Source organism: Maridesulfovibrio salexigens DSM 2638 (assembly GCF_000023445.1).
GTDB lineage: Bacteria > Desulfobacterota > Desulfovibrionia > Desulfovibrionales > Desulfovibrionaceae > Maridesulfovibrio > Maridesulfovibrio salexigens.
Genome location: NC_012881.1, coordinates 897726 through 913866, shown reverse-complemented (window position 1 = coordinate 913866; position 16141 = coordinate 897726). Strand labels below are relative to the sequence as shown.

The following is a 16141-nucleotide window of genomic DNA, read 5'->3' as shown; positions in this document are numbered from 1 at the left end:
CTTTTTGAGTGACACTTTTTTATCGAGAGCAGCTTTTTTACAATTTATTTACAATTTAACAAAAAAAGTTCTTGCCAAAGCAGGTCGAAATCAATAAACACTTCTCTACCGAGTGCCGAAGTGGTGGAATTGGTAGACACGCTAGGTTCAGGGTCTAGTGGAGGTTTCTCCGTGGAAGTTCGAGTCTTCTCTTCGGCACCACTCGTAAACAAAGAAAGCCGCAACGAAAGTTGCGGCTTTTTTCGTTTTTAAGCCCTTCCTTACGCAAAACGCACGCCTTTCTTTATTTTTCTACTCAAACTGCATTTTTCAAAGCAGAAACAGTACATTCATAATGTTACTCTTAGACAATACAGCCAAAATCATGTTGTATTTTTTATTTTTTTATTCATCAGCAAACACAACTATACCACAAACAGATACAACTTTAAAAACAGTAAAAACAACATCACAAAATACATTAGCAATACTATCTTAAGCTAATTTGACATATACTTTCCTTATGTTACCCTTTTGCCTTCTTTGTAAATTCAAACAAGGCCTACGGGCATCGTTATTAAATGAAAAAATTAGTTGTTGAGAACGTCACAAAAATCTTCGGAACAAATCCACAGAAGGGTTTAAAATTAGTCCGCGAAGGACTGGATAAAGAAACAATTTTTAATCAAACGGGGCTCAGCGTAGGAGTCAATCAGGCTTCCTTTTCTGCCAATGAAGGAGAACTCCTCGTTATCATGGGACTTTCCGGCAGCGGTAAGTCAACACTGGTGCGCTGCATAAACCGCCTCATCGAACCGACAGACGGCAGAATTCTTGTGGACGGTGTAGACATTACAACACTTGATGCACCGGAAATGCGGAAATTAAGTCAAAAAAAACTTGGCATGGTCTTCCAGAACTTTGCCCTGCTCCCCCACAAAACAATTTATGAAAATGTGGAATTCGGTCTGGACCTGATGGGCAAACCGGCTGACGAGAAACGGAAAGTTTCCGAAGCAATGCTGGCTCAGGTCGGTCTTGATGGCTGGGGAAACAGTTACCCCTCACAATTATCCGGCGGTATGCAGCAGAGAGTAGGACTCGCAAGAGCCCTCGCCCTTGACCCGGACATACTGCTCATGGACGAAGCATTCTCCGCTCTCGACCCGCTCATCCGCCGCGACATGCAGGATGAATTGATCAAGCTGCAAAAGCGGATGCACAAAACAATCATATTCATCAGCCATGACCTCGATGAAGCCCTGAAGTTGGGTGACCGTATTGTACTCATGAAGGACGGCATAATCGTCCAGACCGGCACCCCTGAAGAAATCCTCACAGAACCCGCCAACGACTATGTCAGACGTTTTGTAGAAGACGTGGACGCCACAAAGGTGCTCACCGCTGAAAATGTCATGAAAAAAGCGGAAGCTGTTGTTTACGTTGCCGCTGACGGACCGCGTGCGGCCCTGCGTAAGATGCGCAAGAACAGCATTTCTTCCATATTTGCACTTAATGCCGACGACAACCTGCTCGGCATTGTCCATGCCGCCGATGCAGCCAAAGCAGTCGAAAGCGGTGATAAGAAACTTGAAGATATAATTAAACCTGCCCGCAGTGTCTCCGCTGAGACCCCCGCACTTGAATTATATCCCATGATGTCCGAATCCGATTGGCCCCTTGCCGTAATAGACACCAACAATGAGTTCATCGGCGTTGTGGTCAGCGGCAACCTGATTGCTGCTGTGGCTGAATATGGACCGGACCCGTCAATTTAATATTTTTGGAGGATTTTTAGTTATGAATACAATTAAATCACACGCAATGCTTTGGGTTGCAGGCTTTGTTTTTGCTGCAATCATAAGCATTATGCCCGTTAATTCTGCACAGGCAGCTGACAAGCCGGTCATCTTCGCCGACCTCAACTGGGACAGCATCCAGATCCATAACCGCATTGCCGGATTCATCATTGAGCATGGATACGGCACTGAAGTTGAATACATACCGGCCGGAACCGCTATTGCATATGAAGCAATCATGCGTGACGACATGGACGTAGACATGGAATCATGGACATCAAACTCCCAGCACCTTTACGATAAAGGCATCAAGGCCGGAACACTTTTTGACCTTGGCCCGAACTTCAAGGATGCCCGTGAAGGACTGATGGTTCCCACATACATGATCAAGGGTGACCCTAAGCGCGGCATCAAGCCCATGACACCGGATCTCAAAACCGTTGCCGACCTCGCCAAGTACCCTGAATATTTCAAAGATCCCGAAGATCCTTCCATGGGGCTCATATATTCCGGCGTTACCGGATGGACCGCCACCCAAAAAACAGAGCAAAAGCTTAAAAACTACGGCCTGGATGATAATTTTAACTTTCTCGCCCCCGGTTCAGATGCCGCACTGGCCGGCTCCATGGTTTCCGCTTACAAACGCGGTAAAGGCTGGGTTGGTTATTACTGGGGCCCCACTTGGGTAATGGGCATGATCGACATGACTTTCCTTGAAGAAGCCCCTTATGATCCCAAAGTATGGAATGATACCAGACTCTGCCTGTACCCCAACTCCGATGTTAACATCATCGTCGGCAAATCCTTGATGGAACGTGCTCCTGAAATTATTGAAATGTTCAAAAAATACGAAACAACCATGGCCATGACCAACGAGTGTCTCGCATACATGAAAAATGAGAATGCGAGCCTTGAAGAGGTTGCTGAGTGGTTCCTGAAAACCAAGGAAGACGTTTGGACCAAGTGGGTTTCCGCTGATAGAGCTGCCAAGATCAAGGCCGCACTGAATTAAAACACAACAACTGGATTTTAATAATGTATAAATTTCCAAAGACTCTGGAAATACCACTGGCTGACTGGGTAAACACAGCTATGACATGGGTCATGGATAACTGGGGATCTTTTTTTGATGCTCTGGGCCATGTTCTTTTGCAAATGCTTATTGCTTTGCAGCAATTCTTCCTCATGATCCCGTGGTTTGTAATGATAATCGGTGTCGGCGCAGTCGGATGGTGGCTGCTCGGCAGTTGGAAAAGAGGACTGGGCATGTCAGCCATGCTTTTTGTCATCGGTTGCTTCGGATACTGGAAGCTGACCATGATGACTCTGGCACTGGTCACCGGTGCGGTTGCCATATCACTTTTAGTAGGGATTCCCGTCGGAATCTGGATGGCAAGAAGTGACCGCGTGGAAACCATCATCAAACCGATTCTCGATGCCATGCAGACTATGCCGAGCTTTGTTTACCTTATCCCGGTAATGATGCTCTTCGGCCTTGGAAAGGTTCCAGCGCTTTTCGCAACGATCATTTACTCAATGCCTCCGATTATCCGCCTCACCAATGTAGGTATCCGCGAGGTTCCCAAGGACGTAATCGAAGCGGCCCGGGCCTTTGGTGCGACTCCCATGCAGACTTTGTTCAAGGTGCAGCTGCCTTTGGCAAGGCCGACCATAGTTGTCGGCATCAACCAGACCACCATGATGGCACTGGCAATGGTTGTTGTAGCCTCCATGATCGGAGCTAAAGGGCTGGGTATGGAAGTACTGGTAGCAATCAACCGCATTGATATCGGCATGGGCTTTGAGGCCGGACTTTCCATCGTATTTCTGGCGATCATCATTGACCGCCTGACCCACGCCATGGCAGTCCGCAATACTCATGACGCCCAGTAACTCCAATAAGTTTACAAAAAAAAGCCGCAACTTCTGAAGAAGTTGCGGCTTTTCTAATGGAAATATCCCAACAATAAAGTATACTGCAGACCTAAACCAAATGAACATGGAGAAATAAAAATGAAAAATTACCGTTCCCGTATGATAACTGTTTCCCTGTTGGCCGTTGCATGTATGCTTTTTCAGGCCTCTACTGTGTTGGCATTCAGCCTGAACGATCTGTCTTCTTCCGCTGAAACAGCAAAAAGCGCAGCAGAAGGTGCTAGCCTGCTTGACCGGGCAAAGAGCGTCTACAGCGGTTTCTACGATTCCACAGAAAACCTTGTGGATGCCCAGACCGTGACCATGAGCCTGATTAATCCTGATGAAGGCGCGGCCCTGACTTCACAGCTCGGCGACATCAACTCCGGCTCCACCTTCACCAGACTTGCCAAGCTGGTAGGATTTTCCGAAAGCATGGATGCCGGAACAACAGACTCTTCCCTGACCTCCAAACTTACCAAAATAATCACTACTCCCGGCAGCTTTGATAAGGCTAAGCAAGTATACGATCATGCCTCCACCGCCTACACATCCGGCAACAATTCCGTAAGCGAAGCCAAAACCCTCTACACAGAGATCAAAGACTTTATCGCCTCCCCTTCCTCTAAGGGCCTCAGCGAAACCCTGCTTTCCGGGTTGGGAAACTATTCCGATAAAATTCTACCCTTCATCATTGAAAACGGTCCGGCGCGGGTAAAAACAGCCGCCCAGATCGCCGATGCATTCAAGGGATTTCTCTAAAAACAAAGAAGCCCTGTGCGGGAGTTAGTCGCACAGGGCTTCCAAGCAGGGGAGGAAGGTGTTTAATTAAAATATCCGTCACCTTTAAGGTCAGTAATCAATCTCTCGCACATTGCTGCACGGTTCAGACTATAAATATGAACACCCGGCGCCCCTCTATCCAACAAGTCTGAGATCTGTTTACGGGCGAAGTCAAAACCGAATTCCATGACCGCTTCATCACCGCCCTTTTCAAAAGCCTTTTCCACACCGCAATAAAGATCACCGGGAATGCCTGCGCCGCAAAGAGACATAATCCGGCGCAAAGAACTTAAAGACTGGATGGGCAGAACACCGGGAATCACCGGAGCTGTACTGCCAAGTTCTGCCAGCCTGTCCACGTAATCGAAGTAAAGCCTGTTATCGAAGAAAAGCTGGGTCATGGTGAAATCCGCTCCCTTGGACAACTTGGAGTTATGGATTTCAATATCCTTGGCAATGGATGGAGATTCAGGATGACCTCCCGGATAGCCGGCAACAGCAATCCCAACTTCAGAAAATTTATCATCAACATATTCCACAAGGTCAGAAGCATGAAAGAAACGGCTCTGTCCTTCACCATTTGCATCCTTAACCCCGTCACCGCCGAGAGCCAGAATATCCGAAACCCCGGTTTCACACAGACGGGAGACAAACTCGTCAATGGACTGTTCACTGGCACCGACACAGGTCAAATGGGCAAGAATATCAATACCCATATCTTTTTTAAGCAGGGAGCATATCTCAAGAGAGTTATCATGGCTGGTCCCCCCTGCTCCGTATGTGACTGAAGCAAAAAGAGGTTTGAGTGCGGCCAGTCTTGCGGCCCTTTCCATAAATACGGGCCATGTGGATTTATCCTTGGGAGGAAAAAATTCAAAAGAAAAAAACTGTCCAGCTTCATTGATATTCTGTGCCACCTGCATTTTAATTCTCCATTTTTATCTTCTTGATTCCCGGACCGCAGACACGGTCCGGGAAATTTATTGTTGTTACTGAATCTTGCGGCGAACAATTTCCGCCGCCTGAACCATATTTTTAAGCGCCGGGACAACTTCATCCCATTTGCGGGTCTTGAGTCCGCAATCCGGGTTTACCCAGAGCCGTTCTGCGGGGATGACTTCCAATGCTTTTTCAAGCAGCTGAGCCATATCATCGGCCGCTGGAATGGCAGGGCTATGAATGTCATAAACACCGGGACCAACTTCATTGGGATAGCTGAACCGTTTAAAGCTTCCTAAAAGTTCCATGCGGCTGCGGCTGGCCTCAATGCTGATAACGTCAGCATCAAGGGCTGCAATAGAATCGATGATTTCATCGAATTCGCAGTAGCACATGTGGGTGTGAATCTGGGTTGAATCCTCCACGCAGGATGCGGAAAGACGAAAGCACTCTTCGGCCCATCTCAGATATTCCGGCTGCTCCCCCTTACGCAGGGGCAGACCTTCTCGCAGGGCAGGTTCATCAATCTGAATGACTTTGACCCCGCTCTTTTCAAGGTCTGCGACTTCGTCACGTACTGCCAGTGCTATCTGACGGCAGGTTTCACTGCGCGGCTGGTCATCACGAACGAAACTCCAGCAAAGGATGGTGACCGGACCGGTAAGCATACCCTTGACCTCACGATCAGAAAGAGAACGGGCATAATTGATCCATTCCACAGTTATGGGAGCGGGACGGGAAACGTCCCCGAAAATAACCGGAGGCTTTACGCAACGGGAACCGTAACTCTGAACCCAACCGTTCGAAGTGAAGCAGTATCCGTCAAAATTTTCCCCAAAATACTCAACCATGTCGTTACGTTCCGGTTCACCATGAACCAGCACATCAAGACCGACGTCCTCCTGATGGCGGATGCAATCCTCAATGTATTCGCGCATAAATCTTTCATATTCAGCACGTTCAATACGCCCGTTCTTGAAACCGCTTCTGGTGGACCGCACTTCCGGTGTCTGAGGAAATGAACCGATGGTGGTAGTAGGCAGAGCGGGCAAGCCAAGATCTCGCTGAATTTCAGCACGTTTTTCATAAACTGAATTACGGCGGTAATCTTCAGGCTGAAGCGCTGCCAGCCGCAGGGCAACCTCTGGATTGTGCACTCTAGGACTAATCTTGCGGGATTCTAGAACCCTGCGATTCTCAGCAAGAACAGCTTCTACATCCTTCCCTTCTACAGCATCTGCAATAATCCTGATTTCAGCACATTTCTGGCGGGCAAAAGCCATCCATGATTTGATATCGGGGTCCAGCTTTGTTTCCAGATCAAGATCAAAGGGAACATGCAGAAGTGAGCAGGATGGAGCCACCAGCACACGTTCCTTGCCAAGTATGACATGTGCGGACTTAACCGCAGCCACAGCCCGTTCAAGATCAGCGCGCCAGATATTTCTGCCGTCTACTACGCCGAGGGAAAGGCTCAAGTTATCTGATATATTAGCTAACAGTGGCTCAAGATCCTGCGCTCCACGCACAAGGTCCACATGCAAACCATCAACAGGCAGAGATGCTGCCGTTTCAAGGTTGCTTCCAAGACCGCCGAAGTAAGCAGCGACCAAAATTTTTGTATCTGATACAACTTCTTTGAGGGTGCGATAAACAGGATTGAAAAGTTTGCGTGTAGACTCTTCAAGATCAAGAGCCAAAACAGGCTCATCAAACTGAATCCATTCGCATTTAGCGGAAAGCTTCTCAATGAGTTTCGCATAGGCAGGCAAAAGCTTTTCCAGCAGGTCCAGGCGATCGAATTCCTGATCTGAGCATTTGCCCAGCAGCAGGAAAGTCAGCGGTCCGGGCAGAACAGCCTTTACTCTATGTCCCAGCTGAGATGCTTCTTCCACCTGTCCAAGAAGGGTTTCGTCCGCAAGAAAAAAATCCTGATCCTTACTGAATTCCGGCACTATGTAATGGTAGTTGGTATCAAACCATTTAGTCATTTCCATGGCGGCCACGCCGTTTTCTCCAGCTTCGCCACGTGCCATCCTAAAATAATCATCAAGGGAAGCTTTAGCGCCTTCCGCATTGTATCTGGCAGGGATAACGCCGAATCTTACAGCATTATCAAGCATATGGTCGTAGTAAGAGAAATCCCCCACCGGCAGCAAATCAACTCCGGCCTGCTTCTGGTTTTCCCAGTGCTCTTCACGGAGTTTTCTAGCGGTCAAAGCTAGGTCATCCGCCCCGGCTTCACCTCTCCAGTAGGATTCAAGCTTTCGTTTAAGCTCGCGATTGCTGCCCATTCTTGGGTAGCCTAGTGTGTGCGTCAGCATTGCAGTTCTCCATATTAAAAGTGTCCGCTTAGCGGCGGGACTACTGTCCCTCTTTTCAGACCTGTTCGCGAGGTCCGACACTTGCTCCTGCAGGACGTCTTCTGGCTTCCGGGCCTGTTCGACGCACAGTGCCGCTCCTTCCCGTTTTTCCAACAGTGGGCCGACACCATATCCTTCTTGATTTACCCGGTTACAGCAGCGCGCCTGCGACGGATTCTCACCGTCTTCCGTTTCCTGCGGGCGCATACAAATCAAATTCAATATATAAAAATATTGTTATATAGTGATGAAGAAATGACATTCTTCCCCCCCAAAGTCAAGGGTTGCTACAAGATTTTGTTGAGTCAAACAAAAAGGCCCCCGAAAAAACTCCGGGGGCCTTGGATAAAATCTGTGCTATTGATTTATGCTATTCGCAATCTCTAACATTTAATTTTTCGCGAAACTTTCCACTGGCAGCAGGGAACTGAGAGAATGCACCCTTAACCAGACATCTACCTACAATATCGAGACCTTCACGATCCTGACTTGTAGCCATACCGCGCCAGAGGTAAGTTTTCATTCCTTCATTCTCGGGAGTCATCAGGTAGATGCGGACAGTGTTGTCTACACGAGGAGCATCAGCTGTTTTAACCACCCCGATGTCGGTATTGGTTTTACTGATGTAATCGTACTCGTAAGTCTCACGTTTGTAAGTTACGCCCCGCTCCATGAAAGCCTTGGAACCGAAATTAACCACAACCATGAAGTCCGGTGATTCAGGATCATAGCTGAACCCTTTTGCTTCAAGCTCCAGTTTGGCAGTATTAAGCAGAATAGCTTCCAGATCCTTCTTTGAGTCACTTTTCTGCTTAAAAGCAAAAGTCTTCAAACCATTGAAATCAGCACCCGGAACAGGTTTATTCTCAACATCCATATTTACGTATACGCACCCGGAAAGCATCATTCCGATCAATGCAAAAACAACGAGTAACTTCCTCACCTTATTCTCCTGACTTTATTAGTTACGGCCTCCCCTTAAATTCAGGCCGCATTAAAAGCATTATTACACTTTCCTATAGCATAACCATTTAACTTTTTTAACGGCTTTAGCCAAGAGTAAAAACAATTTCAATGGGGAAAATAGTTCTGAATTGTAAATGTTAATCGCAAAAGCAACCCCGGATGCTGATTAAAAGGCCTAATACATCTCAAAACCGCCATACAAAAAAAATAATTCACTTGCAGTTATTAAAAATTTAGCATCCCCCGCACAAGAGGTGAATATGAACACATTATCAGATAGACGAAAGCACGCAAGGATTGAGCTGAACTCCATCAACAGCTTCTTCCGGCAATGTGACGTTGCTGCAACTTCCGGTGGGGATTTCGATATCACTATCCTCAATATTTCTAAGAAGGGAATGAAATTCAAAATTAATTCGAAAAATGATTCCGACAAAATAAAACTGGATGACGAGCTCTTCATTCGCGGCTGTATTTTCAACGACAGAATTGGATTTCTCAGCAGCCAGAAAGCCGTAACTGTTTGGCAGGATAACACAGTCTTCGGAGTAGAATTCACCCCATCCCTCGACCTCGATGAACCTTCATTGTTCAACATGCTCAAATAAACCGCCTATTGCTGATTTCCCCCTCTTTCAAAGAACAGAATAAATTGCTACTTTCGGCTTGTGAGTAAGCAAGAACCCCAAATAATTGCATGGATCGGTAATACCTTTTTCCGGACCGGAATGGATGAACTGGGCTACAAGACAGTCCATATTCCAATCCGGGGGCAACAGGTATTCACATGGCAGGACATCCTTGAAAAAACCGGAACAGAACCCTTTGCCGTGGTTTATGCCGACCGGTCCATTGCCCCGCCGCTGGCCGGGGTGGAAAACTATCCCTGCCTGACCATTTTTCACTGTATCGATACCCACATTCACAGCTGGTATCCTTTTTATGCGCAAGGGTTCGATATCTGTCTGGTCAGCCTGAAAGACCACTTGGACCGTTTCACCCCAAGATTGAAGGACTCACGCCTGCTCTGGTTTCCGCCTATTGTTATGGACTACCATGTTCCATCCGAAACAGAGAAAGAATGGGACCTGCTATTTGTAGGTAATGTAAGTGCGGAATTGACGCCGGAAAGAAAAATTTTTCTCGATAAAGTAGCTGAACATGTGCCCGGACTGCACATTACCAAAGGAGATTTCAGCAAACTTTTTCCCAAAGCAAAAATAGTGCTCAACATTGCAGAACGCGGCGACCTCAACTTCCGGGTCTTTGAAGCACTAGCCTGCGGCGCATGTCTGCTGACTCCCAAAATCGAAAACGGATTCTTTGATATTTTTGAAGATGGAGTTCATCTGCTGACCTATGAACCCAACAACGTTGAAGACCTTCTTGAAAAATTTAATCTTCTGATGACTGACGAAGAATTACGGGAACGACTTGCTAGGAATGGCAATGAATTGATCGAAAGCTCACACCGCATCATCCACAGGGCACAAACCCTGCACAACGTAATTACTGAGATGGATGTTGAAACGGCTATTAGTAACCGTATCGCCGCAGCACCCCAGTTGCGCCGTAATTTCCTCAAATCGCTCTACCTGCACTGGGCCGAGGAAGTGGGTATACCCGAATTTCAGAAGATTTATCTGGAAGCAGCAAAGAATTAACTAATGGATTCAAAATCTACATTTCAGCAGCCGCTTGCTTTTACATGTCTGATAATTTTCGCCTTCTGCTTTGCCTGCATAGGAGAGTGGCGCCCTTTTTTCTTTGACATTGATGAACCCAAATATATCACTGCCGCCATGGAAATGGTCCGCAGCGGAGATTGGCTGCACCCAATGTTCGGCGGTTTGCCCCGAATGCAAAAGCCGCCCCTGCCTTACTGGTTGACGGCAGCTGTGATTGATTTATTCGGCACCGGTTTCAGCACGGGAACCCAGCTATTCATTGCCCGGATTCCGGCAATGCTGGGTTCTGTTATGGCTGTAGCCGCCACGTACCTGATAGGCAGAAGACTTGGCGGTGAAAAATGCGGCTTGTTTGCAGGCTTACTGCTGGCAGTTGCCCCGCCGTTTAAAATCGAAGGAATGCTGCTGAAGGCAGATATAATCTATACAGCAGCTGTTACGTGGAGCAGTTTTTTCTATTTGCGCCGATTACAGGGCCAACGCGGGCTATTTAATCTTTCCGGAGCTAGTGTTGCCTTAGCTCTTGGAGTCCTAAGCAAAGGACCTTTCGCCCTGCCTCCACTGGCCGGATATTTAATGGCGGAAACATTCAGGAATAAATCCCGCAGGGAAATACCATTCTACCGAGCTATACCGGAGACTCTCAAAAAAGAAGCCGCACCTATTCTGCTGGGACTAACGGCCTGTCTGCCGTTCATACTCTGGCTCGCCGCAGCCAGTTCATCCGGTATGGATTACCTGTCCGGCATGCTCAATGATGTTTCGCAGAACACGACATACAAAACCCCTGTCCTGCTTCATCACCTACAGAGCATCGGCTTTTATCTTTATGATGCAGGCATAGTTTTCTTCCCACTGGGAATTTTCGGACTGTGCGCAGTATATTTCCTTTTACGCAACAAGGAAGACCGGAACGGGGATACAAGTTATCTGCTCTGGAGCGGGCTATTCTACCTGCTGCTGAATATGTTTGTCTTCAGGCTCAGAGCACACCGCTATTTTCTACCGCTAATGCCAATTCTCTCAATAATAGCAGTAGACTGGATACTTACTGCCAAGCGGGAAGGACTTTTCAAAAAAATGTTTTCAGTCTGCACTGTTCTGGTGGCTCTTATCCCCACCGCAATCGGAGCGATAGTGCTCTACAGCGGTAAAATCTCTGTGAACCTTTGGCGCAATGCACAGATCAGCGATTTCCAAACACAGGCCGTTCCTTTTGCTATTGCGGCTTTTGCCCTATCACTGACCCTAGGTCTGGCCGGGCTGAAACTATATAAAAAACCGGCAAAATTCCTCGCAATAGCATTTGGAGGCATGCTGCTGTTTTATCCGTTCTATTTCAATGCCACACCGGACGTTGATACCAATGGCCAACTTAAGCCAGACACCCTGTTAGCTAAAAATATGGCAGATACGATAGACAAATCAATCGCCACTCAAGACAATTACATATTTATAGCTTCCAGAAGATCCTTGCGGATTCACCCTGAGTTGCACTTTTTCCTGCACAATACAATTAACCGGAAAGGCAAAAGCTATCTGACGACTCTGCCCTTTCAGACACATCATTTCACCAGAATACTAAAGGATCCGGCTTCTGCATCCAGCATTCTCAGAACAGAAAAAAATGGGAATATTCAAACCCCGCTTTATGGTTTTCTCAACACAAACAAATTTGAGAAAACTGCACTGATCCTTAACAACATTGAAGTCAGTCTGCTTTATAGATCATTACCGTCACTCAATACATTCAAATCTAAAACAGAATTTGTTGCTGTAAAAGGCCTTGGTCATGAATGGAAAAATGAAATCCTCTACCTAATTACTCTGAAAAATAACTAGGTAGAGGGACTCAGTTCTTTATTTTAAACGATCTAGCCCCTGCGCCAGATCAGCCTTGAGGTCTTCCACATCTTCCAGCCCGATATTCAAGCGGAAGATTGTTTTGCCCTCGTAACCGAAATGGTTGGTGCGCCTGAATTTACCACCGGTGATCAGACTCTTATATCCTCCCCAGCTGTAACCAAGGCCGAAAAGCTCAAGGTTATCCACAAACGGGGAATGATCGATATCTTCATATTTATTCTTGAGCGTAAATGCGAACAGTCCGCTTGAACCTTTGAAGTACCGTTTCCAAAGATCATGCTGCGGATGGCTTTCAAGAGCCGGATGAATGACGGATTCCACCATTTCATGACCTTCCAGCCATTTTGCGATCTCAAGGGCAGCTTCTTCATGTGCCTTGAGACGAACTTTCAAGGTCCGCAGCCCGCGCAAAGCCTGATAGCAATCTTCCTGAGCAGCAAAGACTTCAAAAAGACCGCAACATTTTGCGAAAGCAGCCCAGCTTTGCTCGTTAGTAGAAACCGAACCGAGCAGAATATCGGAGTGACCGGTGATGTATTTGGTGCAGGATTGGATAGAAACGTCCACTCCATGCTCAAATGGATTAAAATATAAAGGAGTGGCCCAAGTATTATCGATAACCGAAACGACACCCTTTTCACGGCAGATTTCGGTGATAGCAGGTACATCCTGAATCTCAAGGGTATTCGAACCGGGAGATTCCATGAAAAGCAGAGTAGTATTCTCGCGGATATATTCGGCTACCCCGGCCCCGGCATCAGAGGGCAGATACTCAGCTTCAACGCCGTACTTGGAAAGGAAACCATCGCAGAAATGTCGGGTAGGTCCGTAGACGTTATCGCAAATCAGGATATGGTCACCCTGCTTTGTGTAGGCCATGAGCACCATAGCAATAGCGGCGATGCCGGACTGAAAAGTTTTACAGCCGTGCGCACCTTCAAGTTCAACCATGGCAGCTTCGAAAGCTTTCTGCGCAGCCATGCCGCAGGTGCCATACTCAACACCCTCGAATTCACCCTTATTCGCCTTGAGCATATCAGCGTAAGAATCAAACAGCACAGTAGATGCGCGATGCAGAGGCGGATTAATAGTATTTATAGTTTTCAGTGCCTCATCTTTGCCCGAATTGATCAGCTTGGTGGAAATATTTTTCATGGGAACTCCTTGTTGTTTCTAGCCCCAAATATAAAGCGGGAAACTGGAAAAACAACCAGTTCCCCGCAAATATATTATTCTTTAACAGCCTCTTAAACCAAAGAGCGAAGCTTAATAGAAGTTTTTGAAGAGTCCAGAGAAACTTTTTTCAAAAAGTTTCTTTGGCCCCCGAAGGGCCGCCGGAGGCATTCTTAAGCCATCTTATCAAGTTCAGCTTCAATCAATTCAAGCGGAAAGTCCTCACGCACAACAGCATTACCCAGTCTATCAAGACCGACAATCACAACCTGTCCCTGCTTGACCTTCTTATCCTTCTTCATGAGTTCCATGATCTTGGCTGACTGAATGTCGAGCTTTCCGGTGGCAAGGCCGAGTTTGTCCATGAGTTCTTCATGCAACGCTAGGTCCTCAGCGCTGAGCATCCCGGCCTTATGGCAGGCCCGAGCGACAATGCGCATGCCCCATGCAACGCACTCACCGTGTGAGATCTTATATCCGGCGAATGTTTCAATGGCATGACCTACGGTGTGACCGTAGTTAAGGATGCGACGAACACCGCCCTCCTTCTCGTCACGGATAACAACATCAGCCTTGATCTCGCAGCAACGAGACACGACCTTGGCCATTACCTCGCGATCAAGGGAACGGACTTTGTCCGCATTTGCTGCAAGGTAATCAACCAGCTCACGGTCGGCAATGAAAGCAGTCTTAACCACTTCGCCCAGCCCGCTGAGAATTTCCCTTTCAGGCAGGGATTCAAGAGCTGAGATATTGGTGTATACCCGCTTTGGCTGATAGAACATGCCGCAATAATTCTTCCAATGCTTGATGTTCACCGCAACTTTGCCGCCCACAGAGGAATCCACCTGTGAAAGCAGAGTTGTAGGCACCTGCACGAAATTAATGCCGCGCATGTAACTTCCAGCAACATAACCGGACAAATCACCGACCACTCCGCCGCCAAGGGCTACCACAACATCCTGACGAGTGATCCCGGCTTCGAGCATGGCTTCGAGCAGAGACCCAAAAACATCAAGGGACTTGCTGTTTTCTCCGGCGGGAACAGTGAGCAGCAGCGGATCAACATCTGCAAGAGCGAGCTTTTCGACCAAGGCATGACCGAAAAGCTCACGAGTATTTTCATCGCAGATAACTACTGGAGTATGTCCGTATTTCCTCGCCTTGAGATCTGCGACCACTTCATCCATTACAGAGTAGTCCACGCTGATCTCATAGGAATTATCGAACTCTCCACGCAGTTCAACATTGACCTTGGGCATTATTCTTCCCCGACCAGCACGCATTCCTGCTGACGCAGAGATTCTTCATGGATGTACTGGAAAATGCGGAGCATGAAGTGCTCATCCATACCGCGTGCAACACCTTCGCGGGTGCGCTTTTCAACGGTTTTCTTCCACTGGTCAGGCTGCAAGAGAGCAATACCGCGCTCACATTTCATTTTACCGATCTTGCGGCCCAGAGCCATACGCTCGGCAAGAAGCTCAACAATGGAATCGTCAATTTCTTCAAGACGGGCACGTTTGCTTTCCATCTGCAAAGCAAATTCTTTGTCTTCTGCAACAGAGTACTTTACTTCAAGGGCGTCCAGCACTTTGCCGAGATCTTCAGGAGTAAACTGCTGCTTGCTGTCACTAAGAGCCACATCAGGATTAATGTGAGATTCGATCATGAGACCATCGAAAAGGAGATCAAGAGACTTCTGAGCCACTGCGGGAATAAGTTCACGCTTACCGCAAAGATGGCTGGGGTCACAGATAATAGGCATGCCGTCAGTGCGTCGGCGCAGTTCAATAAAAATTCTCCAGTTGGGCGCATTGCGGTATTCACTGGGACGGGCGGAGGAAAAACCGCGATGGATAGCACCGAGCTTAGTAACACCGGCTTTGTTGATACGCTCAAGAGCACCGAGCCAGAGTTCCACATCAGGGTTGATGGGGTTTTTAACCAGTACGGGAATGTCGGTTCCCTTGAGAGAGTCAGCTAAAGCCTGCACCGCAAAAGGGTTAACAGTGGTTCTGGCGCCGACCCAAATCATGTCTACACCGTACTTGAGGCAAAGCTCAACGTGCTCAGGAGTAGCAGTTTCGCAGGAAATAGGCAGTCCGGTTTCCTCTTTGGCTTCAACCAGCCATTTGAGGCCCTCCTCGCCCATACCTTCAAAACAGCCGGGACGAGTACGAGGCTTCCAGATACCAGCGCGCAGTATATGCACGCCTTTGTCCTTAATACCACGGGCAGTTTCAAGCAGCTGTTCGCGGGATTCCGCGCTGCAGGGACCAGCAATGATCAACGGACCGTCGTTATTGAAACCCCAGGAATCCAAACCGGTTACATCAAGTTGTACACTCATGGTAGTGACCTCCATAATATTTGAAGTTGAAAAGAAGTCCGGGCCGGTTTGATGGCGCTAGATAGAAAAATACTGCAAAGATGAAATCTGAATATAACAGACTATGCAGAAAACAGCAGGAAAAATCGGCCGGGATAAAAAGGAAAGAACCGAACACGAAAGATTGTGTCAATCTCACGCAATCAATATCAATTTAAAATGAAGTTGGACCTTACATCCTGCCGGGGAGGCAGAACCCGATAAAGCAGGCTCAGCGCACGTTAAATTCACACATAAGAATTTAACGATAACAATAAAATTTTATTTCTCTCAAAACTA

General features: G+C 47.5%; 13 protein-coding genes, 1 tRNA gene and 1 riboswitch. Of the genes, 8 read left to right on the top strand and 6 right to left on the bottom strand.

The window, feature by feature from the left end; all coding sequences use genetic code 11:
- The first annotated feature begins 114 nt into the window (after window positions 1-114).
- From DESAL_RS04090 to DESAL_RS04070, 5 genes are all read left to right on the top strand, one after another.
- A tRNA-Leu gene (locus tag DESAL_RS04090) sits at window positions 115-201 on the top strand.
- A 359-nt stretch (window positions 202-560) separates the two neighbouring features.
- Window positions 561-1757 carry a quaternary amine ABC transporter ATP-binding protein gene (locus DESAL_RS04085; RefSeq protein WP_015850703.1) on the top strand — a complete coding sequence of 399 codons (1197 nt, stop codon included), beginning with the start codon at window positions 561-563 and terminating at the stop codon, window positions 1755-1757.
- 22 nt (window positions 1758-1779) lie between these two features.
- Complete coding sequence (locus DESAL_RS04080) at window positions 1780-2790, top strand: ABC transporter substrate-binding protein (protein ID WP_015850702.1); 1011 nt, start codon at window positions 1780-1782, stop codon at window positions 2788-2790.
- Between the two features lie 23 nt (window positions 2791-2813).
- Entirely contained in the window at window positions 2814-3671 is an 858-nt protein-coding gene (locus tag DESAL_RS04075) for an ABC transporter permease (RefSeq protein ID WP_015850701.1), read from the top strand.
- A 120-nt stretch (window positions 3672-3791) separates the two neighbouring features.
- The gene (locus DESAL_RS04070; protein ID WP_015850700.1) at window positions 3792-4454 is read left to right on the top strand and encodes a hypothetical protein; all 663 of its coding nucleotides are present in this window, start codon (window positions 3792-3794) and stop codon (window positions 4452-4454) included.
- Between the two features lie 62 nt (window positions 4455-4516).
- On the opposite strand, the gene DESAL_RS04065 is transcribed toward DESAL_RS04070, so the two are convergent.
- The 3 genes from DESAL_RS04065 to DESAL_RS04055 form a co-directional block, all read right to left on the bottom strand.
- On the bottom strand, window positions 4517-5398 hold the full coding sequence (locus DESAL_RS04065) for a methylenetetrahydrofolate reductase (protein ID WP_015850699.1): 882 nt from the start codon (window positions 5396-5398) through the stop codon (window positions 4517-4519).
- A 66-nt stretch (window positions 5399-5464) separates the two neighbouring features.
- Window positions 5465-7738 (bottom strand): 5-methyltetrahydropteroyltriglutamate--homocysteine S-methyltransferase, encoded by a 2274-nt coding sequence (metE, locus tag DESAL_RS04060; RefSeq protein ID WP_015850698.1) that lies wholly within the window; start codon window positions 7736-7738, stop codon window positions 5465-5467.
- 76 nt (window positions 7739-7814) lie between these two features.
- Window positions 7815-8009: riboswitch (cobalamin riboswitch) on the bottom strand.
- A gap of 138 nt (window positions 8010-8147) precedes the next feature.
- Window positions 8148-8720, bottom strand: a complete 573-nt coding sequence (locus DESAL_RS04055) for a DUF4136 domain-containing protein (protein WP_015850697.1) — start codon at window positions 8718-8720, stop codon at window positions 8148-8150.
- 283 nt (window positions 8721-9003) lie between these two features.
- On the opposite strand from DESAL_RS04055, the gene DESAL_RS04050 reads away from it, so the two are divergent.
- Genes DESAL_RS04050 through DESAL_RS04040 form a run of 3 tightly spaced genes read left to right on the top strand, consistent with a single transcriptional unit; the run spans window position 9004 to window position 12273 of the window.
- The gene (locus DESAL_RS04050; RefSeq protein WP_015850696.1) at window positions 9004-9351 is read left to right on the top strand and encodes a PilZ domain-containing protein; all 348 of its coding nucleotides are present in this window, start codon (window positions 9004-9006) and stop codon (window positions 9349-9351) included.
- A 60-nt stretch (window positions 9352-9411) separates the two neighbouring features.
- Complete coding sequence (locus DESAL_RS04045; protein WP_041721639.1) at window positions 9412-10407, top strand: glycosyltransferase family protein; 996 nt, start codon at window positions 9412-9414, stop codon at window positions 10405-10407.
- A gap of 3 nt (window positions 10408-10410) precedes the next feature.
- Window positions 10411-12273, top strand: coding sequence for an ArnT family glycosyltransferase (locus tag DESAL_RS04040; RefSeq protein ID WP_015850694.1), 1863 nt, complete (start codon window positions 10411-10413; stop codon window positions 12271-12273).
- Window positions 12274-12291: 18 nt separating this feature from the next.
- Here DESAL_RS04040 and metC read toward each other — a convergent pair whose 3' ends face one another.
- The 3 genes from metC to DESAL_RS04025 form a co-directional block, all read right to left on the bottom strand.
- Window positions 12292-13452, bottom strand: coding sequence for a cystathionine beta-lyase (metC, locus tag DESAL_RS04035; RefSeq protein WP_015850693.1), 1161 nt, complete (start codon window positions 13450-13452; stop codon window positions 12292-12294).
- 191 nt (window positions 13453-13643) lie between these two features.
- Complete coding sequence (gene aroB, locus DESAL_RS04030) at window positions 13644-14732, bottom strand: 3-dehydroquinate synthase (RefSeq protein WP_015850692.1); 1089 nt, start codon at window positions 14730-14732, stop codon at window positions 13644-13646.
- Complete coding sequence (locus DESAL_RS04025; protein ID WP_015850691.1) at window positions 14732-15823, bottom strand: bifunctional 3-deoxy-7-phosphoheptulonate synthase/chorismate mutase type II; 1092 nt, start codon at window positions 15821-15823, stop codon at window positions 14732-14734. The genes aroB and DESAL_RS04025 overlap by 1 nt, the downstream gene beginning before the upstream one ends.
- Between the last annotated feature and the right edge of the window lie 318 nt (window positions 15824-16141).

Bases quoted from the DNA above. Each gene is read 5' to 3' on its own strand.
- DESAL_RS04085 (WP_015850703.1), top strand. From the start codon at position 561: ATGAAAAAATTAGTTGTTGAGAACGTCACAAAAATCTTCGGAACAAAT.
- DESAL_RS04025 (WP_015850691.1), bottom strand. From the start codon at position 15,823: ATGAGTGTACAACTTGATGTAACCGGTTTGGATTCCTGGGGTTTCAAT.
- DESAL_RS04065 (WP_015850699.1), bottom strand. From the start codon at position 5,398: ATGCAGGTGGCACAGAATATCAATGAAGCTGGACAGTTTTTTTCTTTT.
- DESAL_RS04040 (WP_015850694.1), top strand. From the start codon at position 10,411: ATGGATTCAAAATCTACATTTCAGCAGCCGCTTGCTTTTACATGTCTG.
- metC (WP_015850693.1), bottom strand. From the start codon at position 13,452: ATGAAAAATATTTCCACCAAGCTGATCAATTCGGGCAAAGATGAGGCA.
- DESAL_RS04070 (WP_015850700.1), top strand. From the start codon at position 3,792: ATGAAAAATTACCGTTCCCGTATGATAACTGTTTCCCTGTTGGCCGTT.
- aroB (WP_015850692.1), bottom strand. From the start codon at position 14,732: ATGCCCAAGGTCAATGTTGAACTGCGTGGAGAGTTCGATAATTCCTAT.
- DESAL_RS04075 (WP_015850701.1), top strand. From the start codon at position 2,814: ATGTATAAATTTCCAAAGACTCTGGAAATACCACTGGCTGACTGGGTA.
- DESAL_RS04080 (WP_015850702.1), top strand. From the start codon at position 1,780: ATGAATACAATTAAATCACACGCAATGCTTTGGGTTGCAGGCTTTGTT.
- metE (WP_015850698.1), bottom strand. From the start codon at position 7,738: ATGCTGACGCACACACTAGGCTACCCAAGAATGGGCAGCAATCGCGAG.
- DESAL_RS04050 (WP_015850696.1), top strand. From the start codon at position 9,004: ATGAACACATTATCAGATAGACGAAAGCACGCAAGGATTGAGCTGAAC.